Here is a 12,713-nt window from a genome sequence, read left to right on the forward strand (position 1 = left end):
AGCTCATACGGCTAACCAGTCCTTCATCAGTTGGGTATTGGCGGTGAGTTGTTCGGGCGTGCCTTCGTAGACGATGCGGCCGTGCCCCATGACGCAGACGCGGCTCGACACTTTCAGGGCAATCGCCAGCTTCTGCTCGACCAGCACCACGGAGACACCGCGCCGGTGGATGTCCTGGATGGCTTCGCCGACCACCTGCACGATCTTCGGCGCCAGCCCCTCGGTCGGCTCGTCGATCAGGATCACCAGCGGACTGCACAGCAGCGAGCGGCATATCGTGAGCATCTGCTGTTCGCCGCCGGAGAGGCTGCCGGCCTTGGTGTTGCGGCGTTCCTTCAGGCGCGGGAAGTAGTCGAACATCTGCTCCACCGTCCATTGCGGTGCGCCTTCGGTGGCGCGCTGCTCGCCCATGCGCAGGTTTTCGTCCACGGTCAGGTTGGCGAACACCTCGCGTTCTTCGGGAACGAAGGCGATGCCGCGGCGGCAGATGGCATAAGGCGGGGCGCCGGCCAGGTCGCGCCCGTTCAGCTTCACTTGCCCGGCGCTTGGCGGTACCAGGCCCATGATGGCCTTCAGCGTGGTGGAGCGGCCCGCGCCGTTGCGGCCGAGCAGGCTGACCACTTCTCCGCGCCCGACGTGGAAGTCCACGCCGTGCAAGATGTGGCTTTTGCCATAATGCGCGTGCAGCCCCTCCACCGAGAGTAGTCGCTCGCCCGCAGCTTTCGACATGGCGTTCATATGGCCACCTCCTCGCCCAGATAGGCTTCCTTCACGCGCGCGTTGTTGCGGATCTCGTCGGGTGTGCCGGTAGCGATGATTTCGCCGTAGACCAGCACGCTGATGCGGTCGCTCAGCGAAAACACCACGTCCATGTCGTGCTCGACGATCATCAGCGTGCGCCCCCTGGAGATATCGCGGATCAGCCCGGCGATGTAGTCGCTTTCTTCCTGCGACATGCCGGCCATGGGTTCGTCGAGCATGATCACCTTGGGGTCGGATGCCAGTGTCATGGCGATCTCTAGCGAGCGCTGCTCCGAGTAGGACAGTTCGCCGGCAATGGCCTGTGCGCGCGGGACAAGCCGGACCTGCTCGATCAGGTGCATGACTTCCTCTCTTACGGCACGCACGCGATGGGCGAAACACCACAGCGTGTATTGCAGGCCGTAGCGGCGCATCACCGCCAGGCGCAGGTTCTCGAACACGCTCAGGCCGGCGAAGATGTTGGTGATCTGGAAAGAGCGGGCGAGGCCGCGCCGGTTAATCTGCTGGGGCGAGAGGCCGTGGATCGGCTCGCCGTCCAGCAGGATCTCGCCGCGCGTCAGGGGCAGGCGCCCGGAGATCAGGTGGAACAGCGTCGACTTGCCGGCGCCGTTGGGGCCGATCAGGGCGTGGCATTCGCCGGCTATCAGTTCGAGGTCGACGCCGCGGATGATGTCGGCCTCCCCGAAAGACTTGCGCAGTCCGCGCAGGGAAAGAATGGCTTGCGGATTCATGCCGGATTCCTGTGAGCGTTGGCGGTGGCGTGAGCGCCGGGCCGGGCGGGCGCGGCATCCTTCAGGCGCAGCCAGGCGGCGCCGGCAAGGCGGGCAATTGCCACGCCGGCGCCTGTCACCAAAGCAGGCACCAGCCAGGTCAGGGGCGAGAGCGGATCCCATTCGCGCCCGAACAGCGCGATCGGGGGCCAGCCGCTGGCCAGCGCAATCGAGCGGTAGTCCTGCGAGAAGAAGCGTTGCAGCATCTCCACCGTAAAGACAATGCCACCGGCCAGCAGAAGGGTGCTCAGCAGGAAAGCCAGCGAGACCGGCAGCATGCGCCGGAGACCGTGCGCCCTGAGGTGGCCGGCCAGCGCCTGGATCAGGCCCGCCAGCCCGGCCGGCATGAACAGCATGACCAGCACGAAGACAATGCCCTGGTAGAGCAGCCAGGAGCGGGTCAGGTCCGATACGGCATAACCGAAGAACGTCATCGCCGCCGCGCCCAGCGCCGGACCCAGGAAGACCTTCACGCCGCCGATATAGCTGTTCAGCACTACCGCGGCCGATGCCTGCGCATCGAAGACCACATAGTTGGCGGCCTCCATGTTGATCGCTTGCAGGGCACCGGCAATGCCCGAGAACATGGCCGAGACGGCAAAGACCAGTACGCCCAGGCGGTGCACGTCATAGCCCAGAAAGCGCAGCCGGTTGGCGTTCTCGCGCAGCCCCAACGTCAGCCGGCCCACCGGCGTCAGCGTGTACAGGTAGAGCAACGCCAGTGACAGCAGCACCCAGGCTAGCGTCAGATAGTAGACCTGGTTGCTGTCGCCGAAAGTGAGGCCCCACGCAGGCATGCGCATGGTCGAAATGCCGGCCTCGCCGCCGAACCATCCCTTCAGGTGCGGCGCGAGCGCATGCAGCAGTTCGGCCAGCGCCAGGGTGATCATGGAGAAGTACACGCCGCTGCGCTTGGTGGCGAACCAGCCTGCCGCCACGCCGGCAAGCAGGCCCATGGCGGCGCCGGCAAGCGGCAGCAGGGGCGTTGGCAGGAGGCCGTTGCCGCCCAGCGCGCTCATGGCGTGCACCGTGGCAAAGCTGCCGATGCCGAAGTAGGCCGCGTGCCCGAACGACAGCATGCCACCCTGGCCGCTCAGCAGGTTGAACGCGACGGCGAACAACACCGCAATCAGCATCTGGATCGAAGCATTGACCAAGGATGGCGAAAGCAAGACCGGCAGCGCGGCCAACACTGCCACGCCTGCGGCGACGACGATTTTCTGGGCGAGGATCATACTTACTCCTTTTCTCCCATCAGGCCAGAGGGCCGTACCAGCAGGATCAGCAGCATCAGCGCAAAGGGAATCGTTGCGGCAAGGCTCGAAACTTTCAGCGTGAGCAGCCCGCCCACCTGTTCGGCCCACTCGCGCGCGCCGAACGCGGCGCAGAGGTCGGCCAGGCTGGCGTCGATGCCGACCGACAGCGAGGTGATCAGGCCGATCAGCAGGGAGGCCAACATGGCGCCTTCCAGCGAACCCAGTCCGCCCACCACCACGACTACGAACACCAGCACGCCGAGTTCGAGTGCCATGTTGGGATTGGTCGTATAGAAGGCGCCGGCCACCGCGCCGGCCAGCCCGGCCAGCGCGGCGCCGACGCCGAACACGCCCATGAAGACCAGCGGCACGTTGTGGCCAAGGGCCTCGGCCATGCGCGGCTTGTAGATGGCCGAACGCACGACAATGCCCACCCTCGTGCGCGTCAGCATCAGGTAGATGGCGCCGAACATCGCCAGCGCGATGCCGCCCATCAGCATGCGATAGAACGGATACGAGGACATGCCGAGTTGGAACGCGGCGAAGTCCAGCGCGGGCGGCACCCGGTAATCGACGGGGAAGTTGCCGAAGAAGAGCTTGACCAGCTCGGCGATGATGAACGAAAGGCCAAACGTCAGCAGCAACTCGTGCGCGTGGCCATAACGATGCACGCGGCGCAGGAAGAAGCGCTCGACCGCGACCCCGATCAGCCCGACCAAGATGGGCGATACCACGATGGCGGCCCAGAAGCCGAGGGCCCTCTGCAAGCTGTATGCAAGGTAGGCGCCCAGCATGTAGAACGACGCATGGGCAAAGTTCAGCACGCCCATCATGCCGAAGATCAGTGTCAGGCCAGCCGAGACCATGAACAGCAGCAAACCGTAGATCGTGCCGTTCAGTAGCGAAACGATGAGATAGTCCATGAGGCTTCCTTTGGGGACAAGCCGGTCCATTGCGCGGCCAGCTCATAGCCGGCCGCGCATGCCAGTGCCGACGCCGCGAAGGCGCCAGGCTGGTAGCACTACGAGTGTTGCGGGATCAGACGGGGCGCTGCATCTTGCAGCTGGCCTGCGGCGGCGTTGAAGCCTCGGCGGCGGTGAAGGTCTTGATTGGCTTGAAGCCCATGCTGGTGCCGTCGACTTTGAAGCGCGCGTCTTTGCTTACCACCGAGACCACCATTGGCAGCTGGACCTGGTGATCGGCCGCGCGCATGCTCAGTTCACCCTGCGAAGTCTTGATCTTTGCGCTCTCGAGTGCCAGCGCCAGCGTGCGGGTGCCCAGCTTTCCGTTGTCCGGCTTCACCGACTTCAGCGCCTCGCCGAGCATCTGCATGGCAAAGATCGTCTGGGGTTCGATGAAGACCGGCATATGGCCTTCCTTCGCCTTGAAGTCGTTGGCCAGACGCTCGCCTTCGGCACCGCCCGCTTCGGGATTGAATGGGTGCGCCACGTAGTGGCCGAGCGCCACGTCGCCCGCGTTGCCGAGGTTGCCCGGCTGGTCGAGGAAGACCGTGGCAAAACGCGTCTTCAGGCCGGCCGCCTTGGTTGCCTTCATCAACAGCAGCAGGTCGTTGGACCAGTTGCCGGTAATCACGGTATCGGCCCTGGCCGCGGCGATCTTTGCCACGTAGGGCGAGAAGTCCTGCACCTTATTGACATCATGCAAGGTCTTCTCCACCACAGCATAGCCGCCGGCGCTGGCGTAGTCCGCGATGGCCTTCTCCATGTCGATGCCCCAGGAGTAGTTCTGGTTGATCGAGTATTCGCGGGTGCCCAGTGCATTCAACGGCTTCATGGCACTCACCAGTGCCTTGACGCGGATCTGCGCGTTGGTGGCAAAGCGGAAATGGTAGAAGTGGCACTTTTCGCCGGTGAGCTCGAGGGCTTCACCGCCCGCATTGAGGTACAGGATTTCCTTGCCCGGGTTGCGCAGGTTGAACTTGCGCACGTCCTCCGTGATCTGGCCGGATACCGCCGAAGACGACCCCTGGATCACGATCTGCGCGCCATCGGCGATGGCGGCCTTGAGCTTGTCTGCGGCCCCGGCCGGACCACCCTGGTTGTCATACTCGAGCAGCTGAAGTGGCTCGCCGTTCCATCCGCCGGCGGCATTGATCTTGTCGATCCCATAGCGCGTGGCGGCGCGGAACATCAGCCCGGTCGACGCCTGCGGCCCGGACAAGGTCTCGACCAGCGCAATCTTTACCGGGGCCGCCACGGCGGCGCCTGCCAGCAGCGAGAATGCCGCTGCTGCCAGCAATGGACGGGAAATACGGCTACCGCACATGCATGTCTCCTTTCTTGTTTAGGCCCTCTGTCGTCGCGGCTGTCGTCGCGGCGGCAATCTGGTCTGACTGCTATAAAAAGTGGTCAGACAGGTTTACTATAGGGAGATGACCGGTGGCCGTCAACCGTCACGACTCATCCGAGGGTTTACGCCTAACCTGGGAAGCCGCCTGCAGCAAGGATCAGAACGGATCGTGGAGCAGCCAGCCCTTATTTGGCGATATACAGGGGGGCTCCTCAAGCAGAGCGCCAGCGTCTCGCATGTCCGAGATGGCAACCACCGCAAGACGTGATACATTGACCTGTAAGACCAATTTCAACATGATGCGCCAGCGGGCGCGCAGGGGAGTTCCTTGTGAGCAAGACCGTGTCGGCCATGGCACCTTCGAACAGCCAACGCACGGAGGGCAACACGTTCCAGCCCGAAGCGAAACATCTGCCCGATGAAATCGCGCGGCGCCTAACCCAGGCGATCCAGTCGGGGACGATCGCAGTGGGCGACCGGCTGCCGAGCGAGCGCGTGCTTTGCGAGCAGTACTCGGTGAGCCGCGCGGTGGTGCGCGAGGCCTTGTCGCAACTGAAATCAGAAGGACTTGTCACATCCCGGGCGGGTAGCGGCGTATTCGTGACCGAGCGAACGCAGCGACAGGCATTCCGCATGCAGGACGTGGCGATCGACGAGAAGGATTCGCTCGAGATGGTGATGGAACTGCTGGTCACCATCGAGGTTGCCGCCACCCGCTTCGCGGCGATGCGCCGCACGCCTGATGATCTCAAGCGGATTCGCCGGGCGCTGATCGGCATGGAGTATGAGATCGCCAACGACCGGCTCGGCGATGAAGAGGATTTCGCCTTTCACCAGGCCATTGTCGACGCCACCCATAACCCGCATTTTCAGGCGCTGAGTGCTCACTTGGAGCATGGTGCGCGGCGCGTGATCCGCCAGGCCAGGAGCAACACCAAGGTCAATCACGCCGACCTCGTCGAGGCCGTGCAGCAGGAGCACAAGCAAATCTACGACGCCATCGTTGCGGGCGACGCCCAGCTTGCTGCCGAAGCGGCGGAACTTCACCTGCGCAATGCGGCCGAGCGGCTCAATATGTATCTGAGGAGCTAATAGAACAGACATAGAGAATGCAGCGCGAACCTTGCTCTGCTCTCTTGAGGGTGTCAGGCCTTGGCCTGTTGCTCCGCGCCCCTTCGATGACGAAGCGTTTGGCGGTTGGCTCGGTCGCCTGACCGCAAGGTATCAGAGCAGTGGTGACCAGTTGTGGCAGATTGGCGACCTTGGTGCGTTTCCCGCGTTGACCAATACAGGCTGGCTCCTATTCCCCCCGATGAACGAGCAGGCACTGTGCCGCCTTGCGCTACTGACTCATATTGATATCCCAAGGCTCGAAGCACTTCAAACGCCTATGGCTTGGGTGTCAGACCGAGATCAGCTCCCATACTGCTTCGACTGCCTTGTTCTGAATCCTTTCGACGTTACCTCACCTCGCTGGAAGCGGGATTGGCTGGATCCGCACACGGGTGTCTGCCAAGTCCCTGGCCATAGGCTGAATACGCTCCCGCCATGTACGCTACGCATTGAGATTTCGATATTGGCGGAAATTGTGACCGCCATTGGCGGAAATGGCGATCTGCAACAGGTGCCAAGCGGTGAATGCGCCGGAATTCTGGCCGACGACCCGAAACGGGCGATAACGTCCTTGCTCACACCGAATCTCGCGTCGAATTCGGGGGAATCGCTCATCGATCTCACTTGGCCACGCTCACACGGTCAATTCGGTGCTGCGGACGTAGTTAGAAACACCATACTTAACGCTCTTCAGATTTCAACCCGGACCCAGGGGGCGCAGCCTGTGCCATCCCTACTTCCGCGTGACCGCCTTCATCCACTCAGTCGTCTCCCACGCCGCGCCGAGCACGTCTCCCTGCCCGTGGTCGCAGCCCTCCCACTTGAAGAATTGCAGTTCGTCCGTGCTGGCCAAGCCGTTGGCCAGTACCTGCATGCCGAGCGTGTGTGCCAGCGCGATCACAGCGCGCGCGATGGCGGCGCGCTTGGCGTCGGCTGCTACGTTTCGCACATAGCCAAGCGGAATCTGCAGCCGGTCGGGCAGCAGGCGCTGCAGGTTCGCCAGGGAGATGGGCGTGTTGCCCACGTCCGCCAGCGTGACCGACGCGCCTTGCTCCTGAATCCGGGCGCAGGCGAGGCGGGCGGCTTCCGTGGCCGTGCCCAGCATGGTGATGGGCAACTGCAGGTCGAGCACATTGCCCGGCTGGCCTGTCTCGCGCAGGTACTGCCTGAGCAGCTCCGGTAAGGCCAGCAGCGCGGACACTTCTGCGCCGGCCACCTGCGGCAGCAGGATGGGAACGCTGACGCGGCTCGGGCCGGACATGGCGGCCTGCGGGTCCGCGTGCCAGGCTTGCGCGAATTCGCAGGCGCGGCGCAGCAGCGCGGCGTTGATCTCGGTAATGAGTGCGGGTCGGCGGATACTGCCGGCGATCTCGGTATGTGGCATCCAGCCATCCGGCACCGGCCACTCCGGCAGCAGCGCGATCGCCGCAATGGCGGCGCAACCCAGGTCGAACTGGGATACCGCCTGCAGACGGTACTGCCCGCTGCGCAGGCTCTGTTCGATGGCGGCTTCCACGCCGGCGTCGCTGGCTGCCGCAGCGCTTGAGAGGTCCGGCGCGTGGTGGGCAGCAAGCGGCCTACCTTCGGGCTGCAGGGCATTGGCCTGCTGCAATGCCTTGACATACTGGTACGTGCGCAGGCCACCGATGACCACGGACGTCAGCTTTTGCGCGGTCAGTTCCGTCTTGAGAAAGTAGCCGTTGATTTCGTACCCGGTGATCACCTCGCGTTCCGGCGCCAGGCCGGGATGCCCGGTGCGCAGCACGATCTGCAGGTCCGCATTGCGCAGTTGCTCGCGGATGTAGCGTACCGTCGCCAGGCCGGCGTCATCGGTCTCCATCACCACGTCGAGCAGCACCAGCGCCGTGTCGGGATGCGCGGCCAGGTGCGCCTTGCATTCCTCGCCGGAGTAGACGCTGTGGAACTGGATCTTGCGCCCGGAAAAAGTCAGGTCCATCAGCACCAGTTGCGTGATCTCGTGCACGTCGGGATCGTCGTCGACCAGCAGGACCTGCCACGCGGGCATGGACAAGGATGTGTTCATGATGGGCTCTTTGCGGACGCGATCGGAATGGTGGCTTTCGTGGGGGGCGCGACGCGCGGCATACGGATGGTGAAGACGGTGCCGCCACCATCCCTGGGCTCGCCATTGCCCACCGCGATGGTGCCGCCCAGGCGCTGCGTGGCCAGGTTATAGACCAGGTGCAGGCCCAGCCCGCTGCCGCCCTTGCCGCGGCGCGAGGTGAAGAAGGGTTCGAAGATCTTCTCGTGCAGGGCGTCCGGAATGCCGCTGCCGTTGTCGGCGTAGCGGATCACCACCTCGTCGCCGGGAGCGAGCCGCGCGGCGATGCGGATGGTGCCGGCCTCGCCGCTGCCGAATGCGTGCACCAGCGAGTTCATGACCAGGTTGGTCAGGATCTGCGCGATCGCGCCGGGATAGCCGTTTATGGCAATGCCGGCCGGGCAGTCGATCTGCAGCTGCACCCGCGTGTCGCGCAGCCTGGGGTCGAGGCTGAACACGGTCTCGCGGATATAGTCGCCGAGATCGAAGCTGCGCCGCTTCTCGCCGGTCTGGTCGACCGCCATCTGCTTGAAACTCTGCACCAGTTCCGCCGCGCGATTTGCGTTGGACAGCAGCAGCCGGGCGGATTGCGCGGCGTCCGCCAGGTAGCGCTGCAGTTCCGCCGGCGTCAGCCCGCCGCCCGCCACCAGCGCCTGGATGGCGCTGGTGCGATCCTGGAGGTAGGAGGCGGCACTGACGGCGATCCCCACCGGCGTATTGATCTCGTGCGCAACGCCTGCCACCAGCCCGCCCAGCGATGCCATCTTCTCCGCTTCCACCAGGCCCTTTCGCGCCGACTCGAGATGCCGCAGCGATTCCATCAGTTCGGCCTGCGCCAGTTCGCGGCTTTCATGCGACAGCACGATCCACCAAGCGCCGAATGCCAGCAGGGGCAGGGTGGCCGAGTACACGCGCAGCAGCAGGTCGCCGAGTCCGCCGGCGGACGGCGGGCCGCCCTCGCCGAGCAGCCGGTAGGCGAGCAGGAACACCGCACCCATGGCCGCAGCGGCGATCACGAACAGGCCCAGGAAGCGCACCAGCCGCCGCAGGAAACGCGGCGGCAGTATCCGCAGGAAGCTGCTTGCCCGCGGCGATGCCTGCGTCTGCGAGGCGGTGCCGGGTTCTTTGCAGACATCGTGGCAATGGTTGTCCAGGCCGCAGCACAGCGAGCAGATCGGCCCCTCGTAGAAGGGGCAGTGCGCCATGTCCGGTGCTTCATAGTCACGCTCGCAGATGCAGCAGCGGATCGGCTCGTCGGCTTGGTGGTCGCGGTAGTGCGGATCCTCCCGCGCGATATAGTAGCGGCCGCCGGTCGCATAGGCGATCAGGATGGCGCTGGCGAACGACGCGCCCAGCGCGATAAAGGCCGAATAGGCCTGCGCCAGGGGCCCGAGCAGGCCGGAGTAGGCGCCGATGCTGGCGCTCGAGGCGATCAGCATGGCGCCGCAGCCCACCGGGTTGAAGGCGTATAGGCAGGCCCGCCGGAACTCGATGTGCCGCGGGCTGATGCCCAGGGGCTTGAGCACGACGAGGTCGGCCACCAGCGCGCCGAGCCAGGCGATCACCAGGTTGGAATAGACACTGAGCACGGCCTCCAGCGTGCTGAAGATACCAAGCAAGGTCAGCAACAGCGCGATCAAGACGTTGAACACCAGCCAGACCACGCGGCCCGGATGATAGTGCGCCAGCCGCACGAACACATTGGACCAGGCTAGCGAGCCCGCGTAGGCGTTGGTCACGTTGATTTTGATCTGCGAGACCAGCACGAACAGCAGCGCCACCGCCAGCACCACCTCGGGCCGGTCGAAGACCTGCCCGTACGCCCAGACGTACATGTGCATGGGTTCCATGGCCTGACCGGCGGCCATGCCGGCCTGCACCGCCAGTACGGCCAGTAGGCTGCCAGCCAGCACCTTGAGTCCGCCAATCAGGATCCAGCCGGGCCCTGCCAGCAGCAACGCGCTCCACCAGCTCCACTGGTTCTTCGCGGTGCGGTCGGGCAGGAAGCGCAGGTAGTCCACCTGCTCGCCGATCTGCCCCATCAGCGAGAATAGCACTCCGGTAGCGGCACCGAAGGCCAGCACGTTGAACGCCGGCAACGTTCCGTCGCGCCCAGTGAACGCGGCCCATCGTTCGAGCACACCGGGATCGTGGCGCAGGATATAGATGAAGGGCAGGACCAGCAGCAGCACCCACAGCGGCTGCGTCCACATCTGCAGCTTGTTGATCAGGGTGACGCCGAAGAACACCATTGGCACGATCACCAGCGAGCAGACCAGATAGCCCACGGTCAGGTTCAGGCCGGTGGCAATGGTCAGCGCCTGGGCCAGGATGGCCGATTCCAGCGCGAAAAAGATAAAGGTAAAGGACGCGTATATCAGCGAGGTAATCGTGGACCCGGCATAGCCGAAGCCGGCGCCGCGCGTGAGCAGGTCGATGTCCACGCTGGCTGTGCTGGCGTGGTAGGCCACCGGCAGGCCGATCACGAAGATCAGCAGGCAAACCAGCAGGATGGCCGGGAATGCGTTCTGGAAGCCGAAGCTGAGCGTGACGCTTGCGCCTATCGCTTCCAGCGCCAGGAAAGACACGCCGCCGATGGCCGTGTTGGCCAGCGTGAACGGCGACCACCGCCGGTAGGAGCGTGCCGCATAGCGCAGCGCGTAATCCTCCAGGGTCTCGTTCGCGACCCAGGATTGATATTCTCGTTTGATGCGCATGGCGTGGTGGTGCGTCGAGTGCGATGCGGGCCCGGGGAGGTGTATGCGATTTAGGTCGAATGGATGTGAATGGACGCGAATCGAGGCGGAGGGTTGCCGGCGAGCGCTTCGATTATTGACTGAATCCGGCCCCCGCGCAATGACATGCGTACGCGTGCGGCAGGAGGAGGGTTCAGCGACGGCGTGCAGCAGGAATGCTGCGCGGCAGCAGGGTGCGCATCTTGACTTTTAGGGGGGCAGCGGAAACACTTGCCGGCAATCCTTATATCGAAGAGACCGAGGCAGCCGGCATATCCCCGAAAGCTGCCTGAATCCACTGGGCCCAATGCCATGGAGGACGCGCGGTTGCCCCCCAAGAATACCGATAGCGCCGATCCCCGGGCCGGCGAGCTGGTTTACCGTATCCATGCCGCGCGCGACGACGAGGGGTGGCGCGGTGTCATTGCGCTGGTGCGCGAACAATTCGCCGCGGGGACGGCCGTGCTGGCGCGGCGGCACCTGGCCGGCGGGCAGGGCGCGGTGCTGTACGGCGCGCCGGAGGATGCGGCGTTCTTTCGCACCTTCGCGGAGTACTCGCCGCGCAATCCCTGGTTCCTGTCCAGCCATGCTTATCAGCCCCTGCAGGTGATCGGCGGCGACGACATGCTCAGCAGCAGCGACCTGATCAGGACGGACTATTACCATGCGCTGCTGCGGCCCCACCAATATCTTCATCGCCTGTGCGGGGTAGTCGCCCGCGAGGCCGACGTGGTCTACTTCCTCGAGCTGTACCGGCGCGAAGACCAGCGGCGTTTTGGCGCGAAGGAAAAGGCGGAATTCCGCGGGCTGCTGGCGCATATGGCGTTATCGCTGGAGAACCGCTGGCAGCGGCACAGCGCCGCCGACCTGAGCCAGGCGCTGATGCGTATCATCGACGGCCATCCTAACGCTACCTTCCTGGTGGAGCAGGACGGGCGCATCGTCTACTGCAACCGCAGCGCCCACGCGCTTTGCGGGCAGGGCAGCGGCCTGTACCGGGACGGCGAGTATCTTGCCGCCGTCATGCCGACCGACCACCGCGCCTTGCGCGAGATGCTGGCCGGGCTGGCTCGCGGCGCGGGCGACATGCGCGATGCGCACGCGGCCCATGCCACGCTGGTGCCGACGCAGGTCCTGTCGGTCTGCGCGCCGGGTTTCACGTTGCCCACCACGCTGACGTTGCAGCCCGCCGCTGCGTCCCTGCGCACCGGCTTCGGCGAGGAGCGCGCGGTGGTGGTGGTCAGCGCGCGCCGGCAGGGCACGGAGCACGCGCACCATGACTGCCTGTTCGCACGCCAGTTCAAGCTGAGCGAGGCCCAGGCGCGGGTCAACGCGCTGGTCTTTGCCGGCCATTCCATTGCCAGCCTGGCCGAGGTGCTGCACGTCTCCGAGAACACGGTGCGCAGCCACCTCAAGCAGATATTCCAGAAGACCAACACGCATGGCCAGATGGAGCTGGTGCGCCTGCACGCCCAGCACTGTCCGCCCGCCTGAACGCTGCCTCGCTGTACGCTCGGAGCGCTTCGGCGGCAGGACTTTTCTTGTCACACCATCCTTACCCATTGCAATTTGCCACGCTGGCTTCGTGCCCGCTTGCGCCGTCGCCTCATGTGGCTGGATGAGATCGACTCACCCAGCTGGATGAGACGGAAATCCTCGCCGTGAAGGATTCGCATCCACCCGTCCCTGCATATAGTTGATCCGA

The 12,713-nt window shown here is 64.7% G+C and carries 9 protein-coding genes; 2 read left to right on the forward strand and 7 right to left on the reverse strand.

Annotation, left to right across the window (positions count from 1 at the left end; all coding sequences use genetic code 11):
• Window positions 1-3 precede the first annotated feature (3 nt).
• The 5 genes from C265_RS16230 to C265_RS16250 all read right to left on the reverse strand — a co-directional run bounded on the left by C265_RS16230 (window position 4) and on the right by C265_RS16250 (window position 5,074).
• On the reverse strand, window positions 4-738 hold the full coding sequence (locus tag C265_RS16230; protein ID WP_010811900.1) for an ABC transporter ATP-binding protein: 735 nt from the start codon (window positions 736-738) through the stop codon (window positions 4-6).
• Complete coding sequence (locus C265_RS16235) at window positions 735-1,493, reverse strand: ABC transporter ATP-binding protein (protein ID WP_010811901.1); 759 nt, start codon at window positions 1,491-1,493, stop codon at window positions 735-737. Before C265_RS16235 ends, C265_RS16230 begins: the two co-directional genes overlap by 4 nt.
• Complete coding sequence (locus C265_RS16240) at window positions 1,490-2,767, reverse strand: branched-chain amino acid ABC transporter permease (protein WP_010811902.1); 1,278 nt, start codon at window positions 2,765-2,767, stop codon at window positions 1,490-1,492. Before C265_RS16240 ends, C265_RS16235 begins: the two co-directional genes overlap by 4 nt.
• 2 nt (window positions 2,768-2,769) lie before the next feature.
• Window positions 2,770-3,711: a branched-chain amino acid ABC transporter permease gene (locus C265_RS16245; protein WP_010811903.1), complete on the reverse strand. Its 942-nt coding sequence runs from the start codon at window positions 3,709-3,711 to the stop codon at window positions 2,770-2,772.
• 115 nt (window positions 3,712-3,826) lie between these two features.
• Window positions 3,827-5,074 carry a branched-chain amino acid ABC transporter substrate-binding protein gene (locus tag C265_RS16250; protein ID WP_037024433.1) on the reverse strand — a complete coding sequence of 416 codons (1,248 nt, stop codon included), beginning with the start codon at window positions 5,072-5,074 and terminating at the stop codon, window positions 3,827-3,829.
• Window positions 5,075-5,449: 375 nt separating this feature from the next.
• On the opposite strand from C265_RS16250, the gene C265_RS16255 reads away from it, so the two are divergent.
• Window positions 5,450-6,190, forward strand: a complete 741-nt coding sequence (locus C265_RS16255; RefSeq protein ID WP_037024528.1) for a FadR/GntR family transcriptional regulator — start codon at window positions 5,450-5,452, stop codon at window positions 6,188-6,190.
• A gap of 754 nt (window positions 6,191-6,944) precedes the next feature.
• Here the strand turns inward: C265_RS16255 and C265_RS16260 are convergent.
• Both C265_RS16260 and C265_RS16265 read right to left on the reverse strand, forming a co-directional pair.
• Window positions 6,945-8,255: an EAL domain-containing protein gene (locus C265_RS16260; RefSeq protein WP_010811906.1), complete on the reverse strand. Its 1,311-nt coding sequence runs from the start codon at window positions 8,253-8,255 to the stop codon at window positions 6,945-6,947.
• Complete coding sequence (locus tag C265_RS16265; protein ID WP_010811907.1) at window positions 8,252-10,990, reverse strand: ATP-binding protein; 2,739 nt, start codon at window positions 10,988-10,990, stop codon at window positions 8,252-8,254. Before C265_RS16265 ends, C265_RS16260 begins: the two co-directional genes overlap by 4 nt.
• Window positions 10,991-11,335: 345 nt before the next feature.
• Here C265_RS16265 and C265_RS16270 point away from each other — a divergent pair, with 345 nt between their 5' ends.
• Window positions 11,336-12,502, forward strand: a complete 1,167-nt coding sequence (locus tag C265_RS16270) for a LuxR C-terminal-related transcriptional regulator (protein WP_144062251.1) — start codon at window positions 11,336-11,338, stop codon at window positions 12,500-12,502.
• Window positions 12,503-12,713 lie beyond the last annotated feature (211 nt).

Source organism: Cupriavidus sp. GA3-3 (assembly GCF_000389805.1).
In the GTDB taxonomy this organism is placed as follows: Bacteria; Pseudomonadota; Gammaproteobacteria; order Burkholderiales; family Burkholderiaceae; genus Cupriavidus; species Cupriavidus necator_D.

Coding starts and splice junctions, on each gene's coding strand:
- C265_RS16265 (WP_010811907.1), bottom strand. CDS start 10,990: ATGCGCATCAAACGAGAATATCAATCCTGGGTCGCGAACGAGACCCTG.
- C265_RS16235 (WP_010811901.1), bottom strand. CDS start 1,493: ATGAATCCGCAAGCCATTCTTTCCCTGCGCGGACTGCGCAAGTCTTTC.
- C265_RS16240 (WP_010811902.1), bottom strand. CDS start 2,767: ATGATCCTCGCCCAGAAAATCGTCGTCGCCGCAGGCGTGGCAGTGTTG.
- C265_RS16260 (WP_010811906.1), bottom strand. CDS start 8,255: ATGAACACATCCTTGTCCATGCCCGCGTGGCAGGTCCTGCTGGTCGAC.
- C265_RS16255 (WP_037024528.1), top strand. CDS start 5,450: ATGGCACCTTCGAACAGCCAACGCACGGAGGGCAACACGTTCCAGCCC.
- C265_RS16250 (WP_037024433.1), bottom strand. CDS start 5,074: ATGTGCGGTAGCCGTATTTCCCGTCCATTGCTGGCAGCAGCGGCATTC.
- C265_RS16230 (WP_010811900.1), bottom strand. CDS start 738: ATGAACGCCATGTCGAAAGCTGCGGGCGAGCGACTACTCTCGGTGGAG.
- C265_RS16245 (WP_010811903.1), bottom strand. CDS start 3,711: ATGGACTATCTCATCGTTTCGCTACTGAACGGCACGATCTACGGTTTG.